This window comes from Clostridium drakei (assembly GCF_000633595.2).
GTDB lineage: Bacteria > Bacillota > Clostridia > Clostridiales > Clostridiaceae > Clostridium_AM > Clostridium_AM drakei.
The window spans coordinates 1-20,980 of sequence record NZ_JIBU02000052.1 but is presented as its reverse complement, the minus strand read 5'-3'; the positions used below and the strand labels follow the sequence as shown (position 1 = coordinate 20,980).

At 28.8% G+C, this 20,980-nt stretch carries 20 protein-coding genes; 11 read left to right on the top strand and 9 right to left on the bottom strand.

The genetic code is table 11. The features are described 5' to 3' along the window. Positions 1–41 precede the first annotated feature (41 nt). From EG57_RS0221775 to EG57_RS0221765, 3 genes are all read left to right on the top strand, one after another. Positions 42–1,001: an RluA family pseudouridine synthase gene (locus EG57_RS0221775; protein ID WP_032079201.1), complete on the top strand. Its 960-nt coding sequence runs from the start codon at positions 42–44 to the stop codon at positions 999–1,001. Between the two features lie 79 nt (positions 1,002–1,080). Continuing rightward, complete coding sequence (locus EG57_RS0221770; protein ID WP_032079200.1) at positions 1,081–2,688, top strand: putative polysaccharide biosynthesis protein; 1,608 nt, start codon at positions 1,081–1,083, stop codon at positions 2,686–2,688. A gap of 208 nt (positions 2,689–2,896) precedes the next feature. Further along, the gene (locus EG57_RS0221765; RefSeq protein ID WP_032079199.1) at positions 2,897–3,334 is read left to right on the top strand and encodes a GNAT family N-acetyltransferase; all 438 of its coding nucleotides are present in this window, start codon (positions 2,897–2,899) and stop codon (positions 3,332–3,334) included. Positions 3,335–3,378: 44 nt separating this feature from the next. Here EG57_RS0221765 and EG57_RS0221760 read toward each other — a convergent pair whose 3' ends face one another. The 4 genes from EG57_RS0221760 to EG57_RS0221745 form a co-directional block, all read right to left on the bottom strand. Continuing rightward, positions 3,379–3,825: a hypothetical protein gene (locus tag EG57_RS0221760; protein ID WP_032079198.1), complete on the bottom strand. Its 447-nt coding sequence runs from the start codon at positions 3,823–3,825 to the stop codon at positions 3,379–3,381. Between the two features lie 2 nt (positions 3,826–3,827). Next, positions 3,828–4,640 carry a DUF3100 domain-containing protein gene (locus EG57_RS0221755; protein WP_032079197.1) on the bottom strand — a complete coding sequence of 271 codons (813 nt, stop codon included), beginning with the start codon at positions 4,638–4,640 and terminating at the stop codon, positions 3,828–3,830. A gap of 19 nt (positions 4,641–4,659) precedes the next feature. Next, a complete protein-coding gene (locus tag EG57_RS0221750; RefSeq protein WP_032079196.1) occupies positions 4,660–5,970 on the bottom strand; it encodes an amidohydrolase in 1,311 nt (436 codons plus the stop codon). A gap of 997 nt (positions 5,971–6,967) precedes the next feature. Continuing rightward, the gene (locus EG57_RS0221745; protein ID WP_032079195.1) at positions 6,968–7,654 is read right to left on the bottom strand and encodes a DUF554 domain-containing protein; all 687 of its coding nucleotides are present in this window, start codon (positions 7,652–7,654) and stop codon (positions 6,968–6,970) included. Between the two features lie 330 nt (positions 7,655–7,984). Here EG57_RS0221745 and EG57_RS0221740 point away from each other — a divergent pair, with 330 nt between their 5' ends. The 3 genes from EG57_RS0221740 to EG57_RS0221730 all read left to right on the top strand — a co-directional run bounded on the left by EG57_RS0221740 (position 7,985) and on the right by EG57_RS0221730 (position 10,121). Continuing rightward, positions 7,985–8,254 (top strand): hypothetical protein, encoded by a 270-nt coding sequence (locus tag EG57_RS0221740; RefSeq protein WP_007064131.1) that lies wholly within the window; start codon positions 7,985–7,987, stop codon positions 8,252–8,254. Positions 8,255–8,429: 175 nt separating this feature from the next. Next, positions 8,430–9,245 (top strand): transporter substrate-binding domain-containing protein, encoded by an 816-nt coding sequence (locus EG57_RS0221735; RefSeq protein ID WP_032079194.1) that lies wholly within the window; start codon positions 8,430–8,432, stop codon positions 9,243–9,245. A gap of 63 nt (positions 9,246–9,308) precedes the next feature. Continuing rightward, complete coding sequence (locus EG57_RS0221730; RefSeq protein ID WP_200880598.1) at positions 9,309–10,121, top strand: ABC transporter substrate-binding protein; 813 nt, start codon at positions 9,309–9,311, stop codon at positions 10,119–10,121. Between the two features lie 340 nt (positions 10,122–10,461). Here the strand turns inward: EG57_RS0221730 and safA are convergent, their stop codons facing one another. Then, positions 10,462–11,082, bottom strand: a complete 621-nt coding sequence (gene safA, locus EG57_RS0221725; RefSeq protein ID WP_032079192.1) for a SafA/ExsA family spore coat assembly protein — start codon at positions 11,080–11,082, stop codon at positions 10,462–10,464. A 236-nt stretch (positions 11,083–11,318) separates the two neighbouring features. Here safA and EG57_RS0221720 point away from each other — a divergent pair, with 236 nt between their 5' ends. The 3 genes from EG57_RS0221720 to EG57_RS0221710 all read left to right on the top strand — a co-directional run bounded on the left by EG57_RS0221720 (position 11,319) and on the right by EG57_RS0221710 (position 14,944). Continuing rightward, positions 11,319–13,319, top strand: coding sequence for a methyl-accepting chemotaxis protein (locus tag EG57_RS0221720; protein WP_032079191.1), 2,001 nt, complete (start codon positions 11,319–11,321; stop codon positions 13,317–13,319). Positions 13,320–13,713: 394 nt separating this feature from the next. Further along, positions 13,714–14,697 (top strand): rod shape-determining protein, encoded by a 984-nt coding sequence (gene mreB / locus EG57_RS0221715; RefSeq protein WP_032079190.1) that lies wholly within the window; start codon positions 13,714–13,716, stop codon positions 14,695–14,697. 34 nt (positions 14,698–14,731) lie between these two features. Further along, positions 14,732–14,944: a (2Fe-2S)-binding protein gene (locus EG57_RS0221710; protein WP_032079189.1), complete on the top strand. Its 213-nt coding sequence runs from the start codon at positions 14,732–14,734 to the stop codon at positions 14,942–14,944. A gap of 72 nt (positions 14,945–15,016) precedes the next feature. On the opposite strand, the gene EG57_RS0221705 is transcribed toward EG57_RS0221710, so the two are convergent. Continuing rightward, positions 15,017–15,694 (bottom strand): TerC family protein, encoded by a 678-nt coding sequence (locus EG57_RS0221705; RefSeq protein ID WP_032079188.1) that lies wholly within the window; start codon positions 15,692–15,694, stop codon positions 15,017–15,019. A gap of 240 nt (positions 15,695–15,934) precedes the next feature. Between EG57_RS0221705 and EG57_RS0221700 the strand changes: the two genes are divergently transcribed. Continuing rightward, positions 15,935–16,306 carry a response regulator gene (locus EG57_RS0221700; RefSeq protein ID WP_029163479.1) on the top strand — a complete coding sequence of 124 codons (372 nt, stop codon included), beginning with the start codon at positions 15,935–15,937 and terminating at the stop codon, positions 16,304–16,306. A gap of 174 nt (positions 16,307–16,480) precedes the next feature. Further along, positions 16,481–18,088, top strand: a complete 1,608-nt coding sequence (locus EG57_RS0221695; RefSeq protein ID WP_032079209.1) for a methyl-accepting chemotaxis protein — start codon at positions 16,481–16,483, stop codon at positions 18,086–18,088. Positions 18,089–18,126: 38 nt separating this feature from the next. On the opposite strand, the gene EG57_RS0221690 is transcribed toward EG57_RS0221695, so the two are convergent. The 3 genes from EG57_RS0221690 to EG57_RS0221680 all read right to left on the bottom strand — a co-directional run. Further along, entirely contained in the window at positions 18,127–18,804 is a 678-nt protein-coding gene (locus EG57_RS0221690) for a hypothetical protein (RefSeq protein WP_052038047.1), read from the bottom strand. A 207-nt stretch (positions 18,805–19,011) separates the two neighbouring features. Continuing rightward, positions 19,012–20,424 (bottom strand): sensor histidine kinase, encoded by a 1,413-nt coding sequence (locus EG57_RS0221685; RefSeq protein ID WP_032079187.1) that lies wholly within the window; start codon positions 20,422–20,424, stop codon positions 19,012–19,014. A gap of 100 nt (positions 20,425–20,524) precedes the next feature. Further along, the coding region (locus EG57_RS0221680; protein ID WP_161782733.1) for a winged helix-turn-helix domain-containing protein at positions 20,525–20,980 on the bottom strand (456 nt) is incomplete at its 5' end.

The following is a 20,980-nucleotide window of genomic DNA, read 5'->3' as shown; positions in this document are numbered from 1 at the left end:
TTGATGTAGAAATATATATGATACTTATTAGGAGTGATAATATGAAAATTGAAATAGGACCAAATGAAGCAGGACAAAGATTAGATAAGTTTTTAAGAAAGTGGCTTAAGGATATGCCTTTAAGTGCTATATACAAGAGCATACGAAAAGGTGATGTGAAGGTAAATGGTAAAAAATCTAAAGAGAAATATGCATTATTGGATGGAGACTTAATAGAAACAAGAGATATAACTTCGAATCAAACAAAAAAGAAGTTTACTAGAATAGAAAATAGTTTTTTAAAAATAGCTTATGAAGATGAAAATATGGTAGTGGTTGAAAAGTGGCCTGGGGTTTTAGTACATTCGGATGGAAAAAAGAAAGAGGCTACTTTAACGGATTATGTTCTTTCATATCTATATGATAAAGGTGATTATACTCCAGAAAATGAAGTAACATTTACACCAGCTTCTTGTAATAGGTTGGATAGAAACACTTCTGGTGTAGTTATATTTGGAAAGAATTATGAAGCTTTAAAATTATTAAATGAAATGATAAGGGAAAAGAAAATACATAAGTACTATCAAGCTTTAATAAAGGGAAGAATTAAGGAAGGCTTGTATAAGGCTTATATTCATAAAAATGAAAGTGAAAATATATCTCAGGTTTATGATGAACCTAGAAAAGATACAAAAGAAATTAGTATGAATGTAAAAAACATTCAAAGCTGTGGAACTTTTTCTTTAGTTGAACTTGAATTGTTAACAGGAAGAAGTCATCAACTAAGAGCCCATTTAAACCATTTAGGTAATCCGATATTAGGAGATACGAAATATGGTACTGCTAAATTAAATAGTTTTTTCTTCAATAAATATGGTTTGAATTATCAATTTTTGTATGCATACAAACTTATTTTTAGAGATTGTACTGAAAAATTTATTTACATGCAAAATAAAACTGTAGCGTCAGGATTGCCACCTGTATTGAAAAAGATTAAAAATGATATTTTTGATAAGTTTTAATCGTAAATCCAAATTTATATTTAAATATGTTATAGATAGTTTATAATCAATATGGGGGATATAGATAAGGAGTTTTACTATGAAGGAACAGTCAACTACTAAAGGATTTGCAATACTTTCTGCAGCGGGTATGATGGTAAAGGTCTTGTCTTTACTCTACATACCCTTTTTAATAATGATAATTGGTGGCGAAGGATATGGAATATATGGAGCTACATATCAGGTATATACTTTTATATTTGTAATTACCAATTCAGGAGTACCTGTTGCAATATCAAAGCTTATATCTGAACTTGCAGCAGTTGGAAACTATAAAGATGCAGTAAAAAGCTTTAAAATAGCAAGATTCATACTCTTAGTTTTGGGAATTCTTATGTCACTTGTACTGCTTATTTTTGCAAAACCTTTAGCTGAATTAGTTAAATTTAATAAGGCTTATTTATCACTTTTAACACTTTCACCAGCTATACTATTTACATCTGTTGCATCTGCTTATAGAGGTTATTTTCAAGGGCGTGCAAATATGACTCCAACAGCAGTATCACAGGTTGTAGAGCAGATAATGAATATTATTTTTTCTTTAGGCTTTGCTATTTATTTTATGAAGTTTGGCTTAGAAGCTGGTTGTGCAGGAGCTACCATAGGTACATCTGTAGGTGCACTTATTTCAGCTGTTTTTCTCATGTATTATTATGAAAGCAATAGAAAATTTAAAGTGCCTAAAGGATATATAAATGAAGAAGTAAAAAGATTTACTACAAAGCAATTGTTAAGAAAAATAGTTAAATATGGAGTACCTATAACTATATGTGTAGGTATGACTTATGCTGGGAATCTAGTAGATGTATATAATACAAAATCAAGACTTATGGTAGGAGGTATTTCTGAAGTTAATGCTAGTATACTATATGGATATTTAGTTAAATATCAATCTCTTTTAAATGTACCTATTGCCATTATATCTTCACTTTCAGCTGCAATTTTACCTGCTATATCTGGTGCAATAGCGGTGAAGGATAAGAAGCTTGCAAGAAACAAAATAAATTATTCCTTTAGATTATGCTTTTTAATTGCAGTACCTTGTGCTGTAGGGTTAGCTTCTTTAAGTGCTCCAATTTATGATATGTTGAAATTTCGTGGAGGAGCATTTATTATGGCTTATGGTTCTATAGTTTTAGTGTTAATGGCTATTATGCAAATACAGACAACTATATTGCAAGGAATAGGAAAGCTTTTCACTGCAACATTCTATTCAGTCATAGGAATAGTTTTTAAAATAACGTCTAATTACTTCTTGATATCAATGCCAAAGATCAATATTTTAGGAGCAGTAGGAGGAAGTATAATAGGGTTTGCAATTCCTATAGTTTTAAATCATAGAATTATTAAAAAATCTTTAAATTTAAAATTAAGTCTCTGGATTTATTCTATAAAGCCAATTATAGCATCAGCTCTTATGGGAGCTTTAGTTTTTGGTACACACTATATTCTAAGCTTAGTGCTTGGTTTAATACACAAAGGATACGTCACAAGCACAATAGCTACAGTAATAGCTATTGGAGTAGGTGGTTTTACATATGGGTTTGGATTAGTAATTTTAGGTGGAATAAGAAGAGTTGATTTAAATTTGATGCCATCTAAACTTACTAGACTTATTCCGAAGTTTGTATTAAGTAAAATGAGATAAATTTTATAAGATAATTGCATTGGTATTGAACTGATGCAATTATTTTTTTACAATAAGAGTGGAAATGATTATTAAATGGTAGTTAAAGCGCAAAAATTACATAAAAGCACTTTTTTCAATATCTATAGCAGTAAAAGCAATAAAAAGTGTAAATTTCTAAATTATAATATACTGTGAGATGAAAATTGAGAAAGGATGTGAAATAAACTTGATTACTATAGGTAGGATAACATATGATGATTTAAATGATTTATCCAATTTGTATGAAGAACTTTTGAATAAAAAGGCAGATTTTAAAAAGTTTAAGAATAAGTTTGAATTTATTGATTCAAATAAAAACTATATATTGATTGGAGCAAAGGATGATAATAACAATCTAGTTGGTTCACTGTTAGGTATTATTTGTCAGGATCTTGGTGGTGATTGTAAGCCATTTATGGTCATTGAAAATGTAATAGTAAAAAATAACTGTAGGAGAATGGGAATTGGAAAAGTACTAATGAGTTTTATAGAAGGTATTGCCAGAAGGGAGGATTGTTATTTTACAATGTTAGTATCAGCTTTTAGTAGAAAAGGTGCTCATAAATTTTATGAATCTATAGGATATGATAACGATGTTGTCAAAGGATTCAAAAAATATTTATAAAAATAAAACTGCCACTATGTCATGTGGCAATTTTGCTTTTGTTACTAAATTTGTCCTGTAAGCTTTAATACAAGCTGTGCAACGAGAGAAGATCCTAAGAATGTACCTATAAAGGAGAGGCAGGATATTAGTATGATTCTCCAGCCTGATTTAGCAAAGGATTCTAGGTCATTTCCTATGGATATACCTACATAAGCTAAAATAGGAGTTGTTAATGCTAAAAAGTTAACTTTACTAATATATGAATTTATAATAGCGGAACCTGGTACAGCAGGATATGTAATAATACAACCTAAAGTAACTACATATGCAACTGCAGGTATTTTTACTGGAATAATTTTTACAAGTAAAATTCCTGCAATGGAAATTCCAACTAAAATCAACATACCTGGTATACTTGCTAGTATACTAGTCTTATATCCTATTAAATTTCCTACTAGAGATAATATTCCTATTAGAACTAAAATGAAAATGGAATTCTTTAGTTTCATGTTTATACCTCCTTTTTTATCATTTGTTCATCTTCTGATGCAGGTTTCCTATATTTTATAAAATACAACTTCTTATATGCCCATTCTGTAAATGGTATTGCAATCCATAGTGAAATATATACTCCGCAAAGTCCTGAGAACATGTTACCAGCAGCACCATAGGCTACAATGGTATCCTTCATACTAGGGAACATAGCAGATAGAGAACCTACTGCTGCGGTCATCATGCTTGCACTTCCAACACCTGATGCCATAGCTAAAGCATAAGGATGAAATGGTAAATATGCTGCAAACAAACTAGCAAGTATTCCATAAAAAATAGTTCCTAAAACTGTTCCGCAAATATATACACCCATAACACCTTGACCTTCTGGACCATCTAATCCATACAAATCACTAATTAAGGCTACATTAGGCTCACGACCTATAGAATGACCTGCACCTATAGTTTCTCGCTTTAATCCAATTAAAACTGCAATAGGTACAACACAGATTACTGATCCTAAGTGTCCAAATTCTTGAAAGAATAATGCTGGACTTGATTTTATAATTTTAGGTAAAGTAGGTCCTATTGTTGTGCCATATTTTGCCATTAGGAGCATTAGAGAAATAGTGATCATTCCTTTTGCACTAAGCATATCTTTATCATTTACTACTTTTAAAAATTTAGGACTTAACATAATTCCGAAAAATAAAGCATAAAGCATTGGTAATAGTACTACAATACCAGGACCAATTTTAAATTTTATTGTTCCAATTGCTTCTGCTATAATTACTAATATAAGTGCTATAGCGTGAATCTTGCAGTTTTTCATTTGTTTCTCCTCCTTACTTTTATTTATAGTACTGATTCATTGCTTTTACATATTCTTCTTTTGAGAATACAGGCTTAAAATCATCAATAACATTTTTGGCGTTTTTAGCATTATTAACTAGCAAATCTACTACTGTCATAGCAAAGAATTTTGCTGGTAAAATACATGCAGCATAATAATCTTCAACTTTAAAATCTTTTGCATGAAGACATCCACTAACGCCACCAACATAAGGGTGTATAGTAGGTATTAAGTGAGAAACATCTCCCATATCAGTAGAAGCATTGAAATGTCCTGGATTTAAAATTTTATCTTCTGGTAAAAATTCTTTACAGTTTTCTTTAAATAAATTGTTTAAAGGTATAGAACAGCGAAGAGGTAAATAACCAGGAATAGTTTTTATGATAGTTTCAGCACCTATTGCATATCCACCTGCCATTAAGGCTCTATCAACTTTTTCATTTGTTTCGTTCATTGCTTTTACAGTTTTAGCTCTAACATAAGTTTCAACCCTTACATCATCAGGAACGCTGTTTACCACATCTCCACCTTTTGTAATTATAGGATGTACTCTAATAGAATCTTCATCTCTAAAGGTTTCTCTTAAAGCATTAACTCCCATTAAACCAAGCATTGCAGCATTTAAAGCATTTATACCTTCATGAGGGGCTTCTGCAGCATGAGCTGTTTTGCCTACATATTGAATTGTTTTAGCTAAAAATCCATTACTTGATTCTCCTATGCCTACTGCTGCTTCAGGAGTATTTTTTGAAGAATGCATCATCATGGCTATATTAACATCATCAAATTCTCCTAAAGAGATTAATTCCTGTTTTCCACCAAAGAAATGAATTTTTCCTTCATCTTTAAGTTTTTGTCTATAAGCAACCTCAATACATTCTTCTGCTGGCACTGCCATAAAAGTTACATTTCCATCTAAATTATCTTCTACACCAGATAGCTTTAAACCTACAGCGGAACCAATCATTGCAGCTAGTTGTAGATTATGACCACAAGCATGAGCAGCTCCAGTTGTTTTATCTGCGTCTTTGTGATCTTTGCATATAACTGCATCTAATTCTCCTAGTATAGCTACATTTATTCCATTGTTCTTATCTTTTAACTTTGCTTTTACTCCAGTTAAAGCAAGTCCTTCTTTACAATTCAAGCCTATTTCACTAAAAAAGTTTGCTACTCTTTCTGCTGTTTTCTTTTCTTTAAATCCTAGTTCTGGATTTTGGCTAACTTGTTTTGCAAAGTCTATTATTTTTTCTGAATTATTATCAATAGCTTTGCATACTGCTTTTTTTATTTCGTCAATACTTTTCATTGTTGCAACTCCTTTTATATATTTAACGTTCATCCGGATGATGTCATGTAAATTATATTATTACTGAATAAGATTTTTGTCAAATTATATGCTAATTTGAAATTATATTATCTATATGGTAATTTTAAAATAATTTCCTTGATGATTTAATATATTTTACAAATTATATATGTTAAAATTGGCGTATTAGATTTATGATAATAGTTTAAATAAATGTAATATTTCACAATTATGCATAATAACTGCTTGATATTCAACTACCATGTTTATCATCAGAGAATAATTATTTATAGAATAATTGTGCGGTCTATGTGCGGTCTAATAGTAGAGTTTATAGGATTATTTATGCTTGTTAAGTAAATAATTTACTTTTTAGTAGTTCTATTAATACATTTGATATGTATAGGAATAAAGATACAACCTAGAAAAAATTGTACTAGTATTTAGAAATGAATAGGAAAACTAAATAACATTACTATGCTTGAATTTTTAGAAAATAGAATATATAGAGATCTCTGTTATTAAAATTATGCTGCTATTTATTTAAGTTTATAATGCATTTAGAAAAATATACTTGAATAAATTAAGGTGAAAAAATAAAAAAAACAATATTTTTACAAAATAAGTTTGGATCGAAAATATGAGATAATGGGTTATATACTTAATCTTTACGGCATATATCAGTCTTCATACAGTTGAAAGTTACTTCTTAATACATTGCGTATACACATAATACATTATGGGAAGCCTAAGAACTTTAATCCTGTCTGAGGAAACCGAGTTTGAGAAAGTTCTTAGGTTTTCCAAATCTTCAAGCTTTAGAATAATTAAAACATTTAGCAGTGATGAACCACTTACCATATATCACGGAATAAAAGTTAAAATCCAAACTTCCACTGCACCCTTATGTCGCAATATGCTTATATTAGGTAAAATTGCATGTACAAAAGTTAAGGTATGTATAATTTATTTAGTGCAACAACCTGTTATATAGTACTTATTTTATTAAATTCATAATGATTTGATAAATAATTGGAATAAAAACTGCAGGAAGCAAATTTGCTACCTTTATTTTAGTCATGTTAAGCATGTTAAAACCTAATCCCATTATAAGAATACTTCCAATTGCAGTCATGTCTGTAATTACTGTCTGTGTCAAAAATGGCTTTAAAAAAGAAGCTGCAATGGTTATACTGCCTTGATAAATTAGTACTGAAAATGATGAAAGAAGTACTCCAAGTCCAAGAGAAGATGCAAAAATAATAGAAACTGTACCATCTAGTATTGATTTTGCAAAAAGTATTTTATAATTACCTGATAGACCACCTTCTAAGGCTCCCACTATAGCCATAGAACCTACGCAAAACAATAAACTTGAAGTTACAAAACCTTGAGATATATTTGAACCATTTCCTTTAAACTTATTTTCTATTGTGTTTCCTAAACCTTCAATTTTTTTATCGATGTCTATCAATTCGCCTATAAGAGCCCCTAATGCAACAGATATTATAATAAGAATGAAATTAGACCCTTTTATTGCACCAGAAATTCCTATAAAAATAGTGCACAAAGATAAACCGTGTATTATTGTAGTGCTTATTTTTTCAGATATGCCCCTATTTAAAAACATTCCAATAATACTTCCAACTATAATGGCAAGGAAATTCACTATAGTACCAAACATAAAAAAAACCCCCCCTAAAAATTGATATGAATTTATTTTATCAAAAATAAATATTATTGTATACTATCTGGATTTGCAGTTCACTTTATAAAAATATATTAAATTGTAACATGTTCGTAGCAGATTTTTAATATGATTAATTTATAAAAATATTAATTGGTATATTTTTAGTAAAGCTTCATATAAATTAAATAGTTAGAGTAATATAACACTAAAAATTTTAGAGAGTGATAAAAAGCTTGACTATCGAACAAGTGTTCGATATAATATAAACATAAAAGAAATTTAATTTAGAAAAAATTACCCAATGAAAAAATAGGGGGATTGATTATGGATAAATATAATGTTTTTGTAAGAATTAATTATACATCAGTAGAATCTGAAAAAGAAGAAGTTAAACCTGGTGGAACTAGAGTTAATAACGGTAGAGTAAGTGGAAACAAGTATTTGATAGGTGGGGGATTTTATAACAGAAAGGGAGGAACAGTTATATTTTCTGCTAAAAATTTAGAAGAAGTAAAACATGTAACTGTAGATAAACCTCTTTTAAAAAATGCATCTATAAATTATAATGTAGCTTTTATTCCAAAAGGAATTTAAATAAAGCTTTCTCATAGTTGACTACTTTATACATTAATTAATTTTTTATGAATTGGCTGATATTGCGTATCAGCTTATTTTTTTTATATTTTTCCAACAAAAAATTAAAAAATGTATTGCATAATTATGAGAATGATTGTATAATTATAAAAAATAAATATTGGGGGGCAATTATATGAAAAAGAAATCAGCAGTACTTATTATAATAGCTGTTTTAGTATCACTATTAGCTGGATGTGGAAGCAGTAATGGAAGTACTAAAAATAATAATACTAGCAAAGATAATTCATTTCAAAAAATAAAAGATGCAGGTACGTTGAAAATAGGATTAGATGATTCTTATCCACCAATGGAATTTAGAGATGAAAAGAACAATTTAGTGGGGTTTGATATAGACCTTGGAAATGAAATAGGAAAAAAACTTGGGGTAAAGGTAGAATATATGCCAACAGATTGGAATGGCATAATCTTAGCACTTAAATCAGGAAAATTTAATATGATACTTTCTTCATTAAGTATGACAGAAGAAAGAAAAAAAGAAATTGACTTTGCTGGCCCTTATCTTGAAGGTGGACAGATAATAGCTGTGAAAAAATCTAATAATGATATAAAATCATCAGCAGATTTAAAAGGTAGAATGGTAGGTTGTCAACTTGGTTCTACTGGAGAAGAAGCGGCTAATAAGATTCAAGGAATAAAAGAACTTAAAAAATATGATAAAGGCACTGAAGCTTTCCACGATTTAGCTATAGGAAGAGTTGAAGCTGTAATTATGGATGGCCAAGTTGGTGGATATTATAATAAAAAAGATGGGGATGCTTTTAAAATTCTAAGTGAAAAGTTAACTAAAGAACCAGAAGGAATAGGAATTAAAAAAGAGGACAAAGAGCTTAAAGAAAAATTACAAAAAGTTCTGGATGAACTAAAACAAGATGGAACTCTTTCAAAACTTTCAATAAAATGGTTTGGATATGATGTGTATAAAAAGTAAAAAATATATTTAATAAAGAATTTGTTATGATAACATATTTCAAGGAGGATACAAATTATGAATATGAAAAAAATATCAGCACTAGTTTTGACAGCAGTAATGGCTATGTCCTTATTTGCAGGGTGCGGAAAATCAAATAGTGGTACATCCACTAATCAAAAAACAGACAATTCTCTTCAGAAAGTAAAAGATGCAGGAGTTTTAAAGATAGGATTAGATGATTCTTATCCACCAATGGAATTTAGAGATGAGAAAAATGAATTAGCTGGTTTTGATATAGATATGGGAAAAGAATTAGCTAAAAAATTAGGCGTTAAATATGAACCTGTAACTACAGATTTTAATGGAATAGTATTAGCACTTAAATCAGGAAAATTTGATGCTATAATAGCAGCTATGAGTATTACAGATGAAAGAAAGAAGGAAATAGATTTTGTAGGACCTTATATAGATGGTGGTCAGATAATCGTAGTTAAAAATGGAAGTCCTATTCAAGGAAAGGCAGATTTAAAAGGGAAAATATTAGCAGCTCAATTAGGTTCAACAGGAGAACAAGCAGCTAATAAAATTGAAGGTACTAAAGAAGTTAAAAAATATGATAAAGTAACAGAAGCTTTTCATGATTTGTCAATAGGAAGAGCAGATGCTTTAATAGTTGATGGCCAAGTTGGAGGATATTATACTAAGAAGGAAGCAGGAACTTATAAAATACTTACTGAAAAATTGACTAAAGAACCAGAAGGAATAGGTGTCAAAAAAGAAAATAAAGAACTTAAAGATGCATTGGATAAAGCTTTAGATGAATTAAAGAAGGATGGAACTCTTTCAAAACTTTCAATGAAGTGGTTTGGATATGACATATATAAACAAAGTTAATTGAATAATAAATTTTAAGCTATTGGATATTGATATCTTGATTGTTTAGTAAAGATATGCATAGGCCAATAGCTTATTTTTGTTTAAAATAAGTATGTTGTACTATTTATAAATATTGCTAAAACCATAAAGGCTGTGATTGCATTGATATAACTATTATGTATAAAAAATTACTGAGGATAGCATCAACGGGAAAATTTAAAGCTAAAATATGTAAATAAATTTATTAAAGCAAAGTATTCATAACATGTAATGATGAAAATATGTAGTTAAAAATCATATTTATAACTCAACTTTCACAATTCGAATAAATTTCAATTCGTGAAAGTTGAGTATTAAATTAGTACATAGGTTTTATGAACATTTGAGTCCAATAACATTGACCATTTGCATTTTTTGCTAGGCCTACACCTATTTCAGTGTAGGAAGAATTTAAAATATTACTTCTATGGCCTGGAGAATTCATCCAAGCATTCATAACTTCTTCAGCAGTTCTTTGGCCCATAGCTATATTTTCACCAGCTGCAGAAAATTTTACACCAAAATTTTCCATCATATTAAATGGAGAACCATAAGTTGGTGATGTATGTGAAAAGTAATTCTTATTTATCATATCTTGAGACTTATATCTTGCAATTCTTGAAAGTTCCCAATTAGTTTTGAAAGGCTGCAAACCAACCTTTGATCTTTGTGCATTTACCAAAGATATAACTTTATTCTCAATAGTTTTTACATCCTGAATATTTGGTATAGTCAACTTTTGTCCTGGTACAATCATAGCAGGATTTTTAATTTGAGGGTTTAAAGATATAATTTCACTTAAACCAACTTCAAATTTTACTGCAATTTTCCACATACTATCTCCTGAAATTACTGTATAAGTCGTATTTTCAGCATGAACTTTACCGCATCCAAGTAGCAAAAATAGAAATGTACTTAATGCAACTAACTTCTTTTTCAAGAAAATCACCTACCTTCACATATATATTTTGAATATAGGTGAGTTTTTATGGCATGTATATAGTGTAAATAATGCCATCAAAAAACTCAATTAAACATAATTTGTTTGTAAATGCAAATATATTGTGTAAAAATTTTTTGTTTTGTATTATAATAGTATATTGTAACAATAAAATGTTAAAAAATTCAAAAAACAAATTTTTTAGCATTAAAAGTCGAAAAGGAGACAAACATATCATGAATAAAAAAACCCTTAGAAAAAACCTCATAATTTTATTATGCTTTTCTACTTTAATACCATTGTTAATAGTAGGAATTTACAGTTATGTATCTCAAAGCAAATCATTTCGTGATGATTTTGACATTATACTTAAAAATAACTCCCAGGAGATAAGTAGTGTCATAAAAAAGGAAAATAAAAGCTATAATGAATCTTTAGAAATGATAGCTAACCAAGCTAGCGTTAATAATTCAACGACAAACCCAGATTATACTAAGTTGTTATTACAAAATTTAGATCAGTTTGTAAAATCTCATAATGATATAACTAATGCTTATGTGGCAACTGCTTCAGGTAATATGATATTAGCACCAATTCAGCAGCTTCCAGAAGGATTTGATCCAAGAAAAAGAGATTGGTATAAGGATTCACTAAGTAAAAATGGACAAGTCATTGTAACAGACCCATATGAGGATGCTGCTAAAAAAGGAAATTTTGAAGTTACTTTTGCTAAAGTTGTGAAAGATGCTTCTAGTGGACAAGTACTAGGAGTTGCAGCTATGGATATAAAATTAGATAATCTATCAAGCTTAATTTCGGAAAAGAAAATTGGACAAAATGGATATACATTGCTTTTAGATAATAAAGGAAATATTATAGGAAGTAAAAATAAGTCTATGTTAAAGAAAAATATTAAGGAATTACCATGGATTTCTAAGATTATGTCCAATGGAAATAATAATATATATGAAGATATTATAAATGGATCAAACTTTAGAATATGTACTGTTAAAGATAGTACTACAGGATGGATAATTGCTGCACTTATACCAAAAAGTGAATTAAGTGAAAGAGTTAATCATGCTAGGAATGTTACGGCTTCAATTTCTTTAATTGCATTTTTTATTATATCTATACTAGGTAATTTATTTTCAAAATTTATAACTAATCCATTTACAGAGTTGATAAAAGTACTTAATAAAATGCAAAATGGAGATTTTTCAGAAAAGGTAAGTAAAGAGAATAATTCTATATATGAAGTTGAAATGATAACGGATAGTGTAAATATACTTAGAGATGAAATGGTGGAGATGATAAGTAGTATAAAAAATGTTTCTGATAATATAAATACATCTTCAAATGATCTTAAGCATATATCACAAGAGTCCCATGTATCAGGAGAGGAAGTATCAAAAATAGTTTCTGGAATATCTGAAGGGGCAGTTGAACAAGCACAATCTATGAATGAAAGTGAAATTTTAACAACTAAGCTTGGAGGAGAGGTAGAAAATTCATTAAAAAGAGCTAACGATATGGTAAGAATAGCTAAGGGCGTAAAGGAAGATACTAACAATGAAGTTAAAGTAATTCATAAATTAAGTGATAGTTTCGAAGCAACTGCTAAATCCAATAAAGATGTGGCTAAGCAAATAAAAAAACTGTCAGAAAAGTCCAATGAAATTAGTATTATAACAGAAACTATAACGTCAATAACGGAGCAGACAAATCTTTTAGCTTTAAATGCTAGCATTGAAGCTGCACGTGCAGGAGAAGCAGGAAAAGGCTTTGCTGTAGTTGCTGGTGAAGTTAAAGATTTAGCAGAACAATCTGAAGAATCTGCACTTAGAATAAGTAAGGTTATAACTGAAATAAAGGAAAATATAAGTCAGCTTTTAAATAAGATGGAAAATACAGTAGTATTGAGTAAAGATGTGGATGAGGCTATGGGATTAACAAATGAATCCTTTAAAAACATATATAATTCCATAGATAAATTAGAGGAAAGTGTTCTAACTGTAGACAGTTCACTGAAACAAATGAGTAAGCATAAGGATTCAGTTTTGTCTCAAATACAAAATGTAAATTCTGTATCTCAAGAAATAGCAGCGACTACGGAAGAGGTAAATGCTTCTGTTCAAGAGCAAGCATCAGGACTTGAAAAGGTAGTAAAAGCAGCAGGAGAACTGGAAAATCTTGCTAAGGGCTTAAATTCATTAGTAGAAAAATTTAATATTTAAAAGTAAAATCATTATATAAAATTCATTAAGGGAAGTTAGCTAACTTCCCTTAAAAATGTATAATAATTAAAGTTCAGATTCAGCTTCTTTTACTGTTTTTTAGCTTTTAAATGGGTAGATAAAAAATATATTAGAACCTGTAAAAAGTATTTTATATTAATTAATTCTCCTATTTGTAATTATAATGAAGTTATTAAAATATAATTGAATATAATCCAGTTAATGTAATAATATGAACTATTTGTACGTTGAAAGCATACAAATGAAGATATATACTGTAAAAAAAGTAATCTTAGGAAGACTTCATGAAAAATAGAAGTCTATTTTTCTACATATTATTATCAATAGCATCTAAAAAGGAAAGATCTATTGTAAATTTGAAAGGAGAATTTTGATGAGATTTTTTATAAAGTCTAAGGATATAGGAATAGATTTAGGAACATCAAATACTTTATTGTATGTAAAAGGAGAAGGTGTTATATTAGAAGAGCCTTCAGTAGTAGCTATAAATACTACAAACAGACAAGTTTTAGCAGTTGGTGCAGATGCCAAGGATATGATAGGAAGAACGCCAAAAGGCATTGAAACTATTCGACCCTTAAAGGATGGGGTAATTGCGAACTTTGATTTGACACAGCAAATGTTAAAAAAGTTTATTGAAAAGATTAATGGTAAAGGTGTTTTTAAAAGTTCGAAAATTGCAATTTCCCATCCTTCAGGAATTACTGAGGTTGAAAAGAAGGCTATTAATGAAGTAATAAATCAAGTTGGTGTACGTAAGATTATGCTAGTTGAAGAATCTGTGGCTGCTGCTATAGGATCAGGATTACCTGTGAATGAGCCAGTTGGTAACATGATTATTGATATAGGAGGAGGTACTACAGAGATAGCAATCATTTCTCTTCAAGGAATTGTCACAAGTAAAACATTAAGAGTTGCAGGAGATGAGTTAGACGAAACAATTATTGATTATGTAAAAAGAGAGTTTAATCTAATTATAGGAGAAAGAACAGCAGAGAAAATTAAAATAGAACTAGGTTCTGTCTATGTAGATGAAGAAGAAATAAATATGGAGATAAGAGGAATAGATTTGGCAACTGGACTTCCGAAGGCTGTCACTATCATAGATAGTGAAATACGAGAAGTCTTGAAAGATCCTGTAGCTTTAATAATTGAAGCAATTAAAGCCACCATTGAACAAACTCCACCAGAGCTTGCAGCAGATATAATGGACAAGGGTATAATGCTTTCAGGTGGTGGATCACTTCTAAAAGGATTAGATAAACTTATATATAGAGAATTAAATATACCTTCATGTATTGCAGAAAACCCTCTTCAGTGTGTTGTTCTTGGTGCAGGTAAAAGTTTGGATATGTAAAGATGTATATTAAATGTTTAAAGGAGATACTTCAATGGAACAAAATTTAAATGAAAAAATTAAAGATAAACTTACTAAAATGTGCTTATGCAAGGCTATATCAAGAGACTCTATCAAGAATGCAATAAATAGTGGTGCCACTTCTGTAGAAGAGATAAAAAAAATTACAGGTGCTGGTACTGGATCTTGTAATGGAAAAAGGTGTGGGCATAAAATTCAAGCATTAATAGATCAATTAACAAAATAAACTAAGAAAGAGCTTTGTTAATAAGATATATAAAAAATCCTATAATTTAAATTATAGGATTTTTTAATTTTATTAATGAATGTGTACTGGTTTTTTTATAATATAAAGTCCATAAATTATAGTCAAAATTGCAGCTGCATTGGGAATTATAACACCAAATACATTAGGCAAAAATGAAATTAAAAGTTTGTCTTCTAAAATCATTTTGAAGGCTGTGTGAGCAAGAATTGCACCACCTATGTATGTAACAATAGGATATTTTTTCATTAATTTTGATACATATTGACTTCCCCAAAATATAATAGGTATGTTAAGTAGAAGTCCAAATATAATGAGTACTATATTACCATCAGCTGCTCCTGCAATGGCAAGAACATTATCTAAGCTCATAGTAGCATCTGCTATAATTATACTCCATATAGCACCAATAAATTTATTAGATGAGCTTACACGTGTGGTATCACTTTCATTATTTGGTTTTATAAAATTCCAAGTTATTTTTGTGAGAAGTATACCTCCAACCAATTTAATAGGAAGCCATTTTATTAAAAGAATATATGTCATAAAGCATGTGAATACAATTCTTAATAGAACTGCAGCAAATACTCCTATAGCAGAAGCTTTTTTTGCATACCTTTCTGGTAAATCTTTAGTAGCTAGAGCAATAACACCTATATTATCACCACTAAGAACTATATCTAAAAGGGTAATTTGAAAAGCTCCAATTATACAAGTTATTAAATTATCCATTTTTATCACTCCATTTGTTTACAATTATTGGTTAATAACTGCGATACTATAGATTGTAACATAAAAATGCTAAAAAAAAAATAGTTTAATGATGTACTAATAGTGCTTATGATTGGATAAAAAGTAATATTTGAAAATATTTGAAATTTGTTTTAAAATTATATAAAGGTTATAGTGTAAGTTTGCGAAAATAATTATGAGTAATAAATAACTACAAGACAAAAGGAGAAAAACTTTATTATGGGTGTACTAATAGTGGATGACTCTATGTTTATGAGACATTTAATAACAAAAATACTTAACAAACATGAAATAAATATATTAGGAGAAGCAGCTAATGGCAGAGAAGCTATAGACAAATATAAGGAATTAAAGCCTGATGTAGTTACTTTGGATTTAATGATGAATGAAATGACAGGATTAGAAGCTTTAGAGGAAATTATGAAGATAGATCCTGAAGCACAAGTAATTATATGTTCATCAATGGGGCAAAAGGCTTTTATAAAAGAAGCAATAGAATTAGGTGCAAGAGGATTTGTAATAAAACCTTTTGATGAAGATGCTCTAGTGGATGAAGTGCAAAAAGCTTTGATGTCTAAAAAAGATAAATAATGTCTAAAAAATTCACATAAAAATAAATAAATAGATAAACTAAGCTTTAATATTGTGAAAATTATTTATTATGAAGGAATTAAAAGGTTTTTATAGAAGTATTTAGTTAGAGAATATTATGAAGTTCATTACAAAACTAGAGGATAGGAAAATGACGGGAGGGAGTTTTTCGTGATGATAGCAAATATTTTTAATACTATGTATAACATGTTTATGTTTATAGCATTATGTGTTCTATTCATTTATTTGATAAGCAGGTCTATGAAAATAGTAAGGCTTATTATAGCTCAAAGAAATGATGTGATTGGGACTATATTTCTAATTATAGTTTTTAGTATTCCTATTATTTTAGCTTCAAAATATGCTTATACAATAGGGGATGCAAAGACAAATGTAAGAGATTCAATAGCAGTATTATCAGCTATAATTGGAGGACCAATAGTAGGAACATTTGTTGGTATAGTAGGAGGAGCTTATAGGTATACATTAGGAGGGTGGACTACTTTAGGGTGCACTACTTCAACTGTCTTATCTGGAATTATAGCTTCTATTATTGTATATAAGACCCAATTTACTCTCAAGAAATTAGATAATAAAAGTATTACAAAATGGGCTATATTTATAGCGATTTGGGAAGTGATACATATTCATATCTTAGTGCCTATTTTAGGACAAAAGCCTTTTATGGAAGCTAATCAGATATTGTTCAATACATTGTCTATTCCGATGATTGTAATGAATGCATTTGCTACAGGAGTGTTTTTAATAATTGTTAAAGATATGATCGTAAACGATAGCAGAATTATAGTAGAAAAGCAGCAAAAAATGATTACTGAAATACAAGATTCAAAGCAAAAAATGGCTATGGTAAATGACAAAATAAATGAAATAGTGGGAGAGCTTTCTAATTTGTCTCAGAATTTGTTTGAGGATATGAATAATACACTTTTAGCAAGTAAACATATTTCTGATACTATAAATGAAGTTACAGTAGCAGTTTCTAGTCAGGATAAAGAAATACAAAATGGAGTAGGAATGATAGAAAATTTATCAGATAAAATAAATAAAACTGTTACAATAACAGATGGGATGGCTGAAACATCAAGTAAAGCTGAACAACTAAATAAACAGGGGATGAAAGCTGTAAAACTTTTGAAGGATAAGACAAAAAGTAGTGATTTAACTATAAAAGCTGTAGATGAAAAAGTTACCAATTTAAGCAAGAGTATAGATAAAATTGACAAGATAATAGAAACTATAACAGGTATTTCTGAACAGACTAATCTTTTAGCCTTAAATGCCAACATAGAAGCAGCAAGAGCTGGTGAAGTTGGAAAAGGATTTGCTGTAGTAGCAGAAGAAGTAAGGAAGCTTGCAGAGGAAACATCTTCTTCAGCAGTGGAAGTTAAAAAGCTCATAAATGAAATAGAACATGAATCACAAAATATAGTGAATTTTATGAAAGAGGTTAAAAGTATAGTAGAAGTACAGAATGATGCTGTTGATAATACTGGCAATATTTTTAATGACATATATAATTCTATAAATAATATTTTGGCATCTGTAGAAAGCAGTAAAGACAATGTTTTTTATATAGATAAGAATAAAAATGAACTTGTAAAATTAATTAATGATGTATCGGAAATATCAAAAAATACTTCAACAGGTGCTGAAGAAGTAAATAATACAATTAAACAAACTGCAGCTTCTATGGAAAAAGTATCTGATGTAGTTAATGAGTTAAATAAAATGATTGCTGAATTAAAAAATATGAATAAATAATAAGAGAGAATGGATAAGACTTCCATTCTCGAGCTTTTTTAAGCACAATTTGATTCTTTTAGAAATGGACCTTTGACACTGCCAGAAGTATCTCTCATAGTGCAAAATTTATTATAGCAGTTTTCGCAGGAATGATCCCTACGATTAAAAGCTATATTTTTATCAGCACCATATACATATGACATAGATTTTGAAGGATAAATCATGTACTTATCAATTATGCTTATGCCATGAATATCTTCATTAGCAAATTTGTCTACTATATCCTTTTGATATTCTAAATCAATTTCCCCGTCCCCTGGAGCAATTTTGCAAGTAAGGCCTAAATTCATATTTTTAGCAGTTTCATAAATAGTATTAAAAAACTCTGAACTTACGCTAAAGAGATATGAACTAGCCATAGCATCTAGTAATAAAGCTTCATAAAATTTACCTTCTTCAAAAAGATTATCTACTTTTTTTACAGAACCTTCTCCAATAGTTACTAAAGCATAAACTATATGAGAACATTTATTGAGTACATTAGAATTTATTTCTCCAATTTGCTTATCTATCTTAAAAATACCAATAGGTTTAGAAATTTCTCTTAGTGCAGGAAGTAAGTTATCATAGATTTTGCTCAATTCCTCATAAGGAGGTGTTTGGCAATAAGACTTAACCGCATTAATAATTTTTGTTTTATTTAATTGAAATTTAAAATCGGAAACAATGTACATAAGCCTCACCTCGTAATTTATATTTATCATAATTATATTATAATTAAATAAACACAAAATTGCAAGAGAATATAATAATTATTTCAAAAAATACTAAAAATATAGGATTCAAAGGCCAATTTAGGTGCCAATAAGGTCAGAAATGGACTTTGACTTGCAAAATGCCATTGCAGGCAATGTTTCTAATTCTTGTAAAAATGCATAAAATTACACAGTTATGCATATGGTAGTACCCTTGTTTAAATCACTCTTTATATGTATAGTACTTCCATGAGCATCTATTATTTGTTTAGAAATTGCCATACCTAAGCCAGAGCCTTCAATTGATGTATTAGTATTTGTACCTCTGTAGTATTTTTCAAAAACATAATCTAAATCTTTTTTAGCTATTCCTTTACCGTTATCCTTTAGTGTAATATATATTTTTTCTTTCTCATAAATGGATATATCTACCTGAACATTCTTATCATTGTGAATTAAGGCATTAAAAATTAGATTACTTAATGCTCTTTTAAATAGTCTTTCATCCACAAAAGCTTGTATATTATCTTTTTCAAAGTGAAAGTTTACAGTTCTATTACAATAACAGGGATGATTTAAAATGCTTATAATTATGTTTTGAAGCAAAAGAGTAATATTTATTTTTTCTCTTTTTAAAGGAATTACTTTATTTTTTAGTTTGTAAGTAAAATTTAAATCTTCTATTAGAGTTTGAATGTATAAAGATTTATTGTATATTATTTCTGAATACTCAACAATTTCATCATTGGAAAAAATATAATCAGGGTCTTTCATGATTTCCGAATATCCTTTTATAGAAGATAAAGGTGTTTTTATATCATGGGATATAGAAGAAATCCAAAGTTCACGCATTTTTTCTATTTCTTCTCTCTTCTCTTTATTTTCCTTAAGAGTTTTACTTAAATTATTTAAATTGGTAAATACATTTTTATAAATTCCATATTCTGAATAACTTATTTCATAGTTTCCTTTGGAAAGTGTGTCAATACCATTTATTATGATATCAAGAGGCTTACCCATTCTTTTTCCAAATATAAAATAGGAGGCAATCACTGCAATTATTATGTTTATAGTCATTAAAACTATAAATTCACCTCCCAAAAAGTTTTGAGTATTATTAGGATTAAAAGTTAAAGTGTATTTTGCAACACGGTTAAAAGGAAAACCTATAATATAAGCAAAACTTTTATTATTGTACTTTTTTTCACTCATAAATACGGAACTGTTTGCTATATCATACTTATGAATATGAACTAAATCTATTGGCTTATAGCTAGAAGGAACTTCCTTTGGCTTTTTAAAGGAGTATACTTCTTTAAGATTTTCATCTATTATCTGAATCCAAGTATCATTATTTGATATTTGTTTTTTGCCATTTTCAATTATAAAAGGTTTATTATCTTTAAAATTTATGTATTCATAAAAATTCAATGTAAAACTTTCAGGACTAAGTGTATTTAAATTCTTTTTAGTATATATAATTGTAAATCTAAAAAAAAGAAGGTTTACAAAGAATTCAATTATTATTATAAATATTAGTGTTACTAGAAATTTTGTTGTAATGGACCAATTGGTTCTGATTTTGTTTAAAATTTTCATATATCTTCACCTCAAAGGCTATAGTAAAATTGGACTTTTAAAAAATATAATTGGACTTTTAAAATGGATGCGTAATTTTTATATCATGATTGAATTGTTATTATTTTGATATATAGAGCTTGTATCCAAGTCCTTTTGCAGTAATAATATACTTAGGATTGGAAGGATCTTTTTCTAGTTTTTGTCTAAGTTTTCTTATATGAACCATTATGGTGTTGTCATACCCTTCATAGTCATCGTTCCAAACTTCATTACATATCATTTGCTTGGTCAATATCTGATTGGAATTTTGAGCCATATAACACAGTAGATGATATTCTTTAGGAGTGAGTATTATATTTTTACCCAATTTTAATACCTCCCCTTTTTGAAAATCAATAACGATATCATCAAAGGATATTTTATCTTTTTTTAAAGACAATTCGTTTTTTATGTATATATTTCTTCTTAAATGTGCCTTTATTCTGAAAGCAACCTCCTTAGGACTAAAAGGTTTTAGTCGCTTGCGGAATTTCGCAAGCGTTGATTCGCCTAACTTTTTAGCCGTTAGGCTTTT

Bases quoted from the DNA above. Each gene is read 5' to 3' on its own strand.
- EG57_RS0221775 (WP_032079201.1), top strand. From the start codon at position 42: ATGAAAATTGAAATAGGACCAAATGAAGCAGGACAAAGATTAGATAAG.
- EG57_RS0221770 (WP_032079200.1), top strand. From the start codon at position 1,081: ATGAAGGAACAGTCAACTACTAAAGGATTTGCAATACTTTCTGCAGCG.
- EG57_RS0221760 (WP_032079198.1), bottom strand. From the start codon at position 3,825: ATGAAACTAAAGAATTCCATTTTCATTTTAGTTCTAATAGGAATATTA.
- EG57_RS0221755 (WP_032079197.1), bottom strand. From the start codon at position 4,640: ATGAAAAACTGCAAGATTCACGCTATAGCACTTATATTAGTAATTATA.
- EG57_RS0221750 (WP_032079196.1), bottom strand. From the start codon at position 5,970: ATGAAAAGTATTGACGAAATAAAAAAAGCAGTATGCAAAGCTATTGAT.
- EG57_RS0221745 (WP_032079195.1), bottom strand. From the start codon at position 7,654: ATGTTTGGTACTATAGTGAATTTCCTTGCCATTATAGTTGGAAGTATT.
- EG57_RS0221740 (WP_007064131.1), top strand. From the start codon at position 7,985: ATGGATAAATATAATGTTTTTGTAAGAATTAATTATACATCAGTAGAA.
- EG57_RS0221735 (WP_032079194.1), top strand. From the start codon at position 8,430: ATGAAAAAGAAATCAGCAGTACTTATTATAATAGCTGTTTTAGTATCA.
- EG57_RS0221730 (WP_200880598.1), top strand. From the start codon at position 9,309: ATGAAAAAAATATCAGCACTAGTTTTGACAGCAGTAATGGCTATGTCC.
- EG57_RS0221720 (WP_032079191.1), top strand. From the start codon at position 11,319: ATGAATAAAAAAACCCTTAGAAAAAACCTCATAATTTTATTATGCTTT.
- mreB (WP_032079190.1), top strand. From the start codon at position 13,714: ATGAGATTTTTTATAAAGTCTAAGGATATAGGAATAGATTTAGGAACA.
- EG57_RS0221710 (WP_032079189.1), top strand. From the start codon at position 14,732: ATGGAACAAAATTTAAATGAAAAAATTAAAGATAAACTTACTAAAATG.
- EG57_RS0221705 (WP_032079188.1), bottom strand. From the start codon at position 15,694: ATGGATAATTTAATAACTTGTATAATTGGAGCTTTTCAAATTACCCTT.
- EG57_RS0221700 (WP_029163479.1), top strand. From the start codon at position 15,935: ATGGGTGTACTAATAGTGGATGACTCTATGTTTATGAGACATTTAATA.
- EG57_RS0221695 (WP_032079209.1), top strand. From the start codon at position 16,481: ATGATAGCAAATATTTTTAATACTATGTATAACATGTTTATGTTTATA.
- EG57_RS0221690 (WP_052038047.1), bottom strand. From the start codon at position 18,804: ATGTACATTGTTTCCGATTTTAAATTTCAATTAAATAAAACAAAAATT.
- EG57_RS0221685 (WP_032079187.1), bottom strand. From the start codon at position 20,424: ATGAAAATTTTAAACAAAATCAGAACCAATTGGTCCATTACAACAAAA.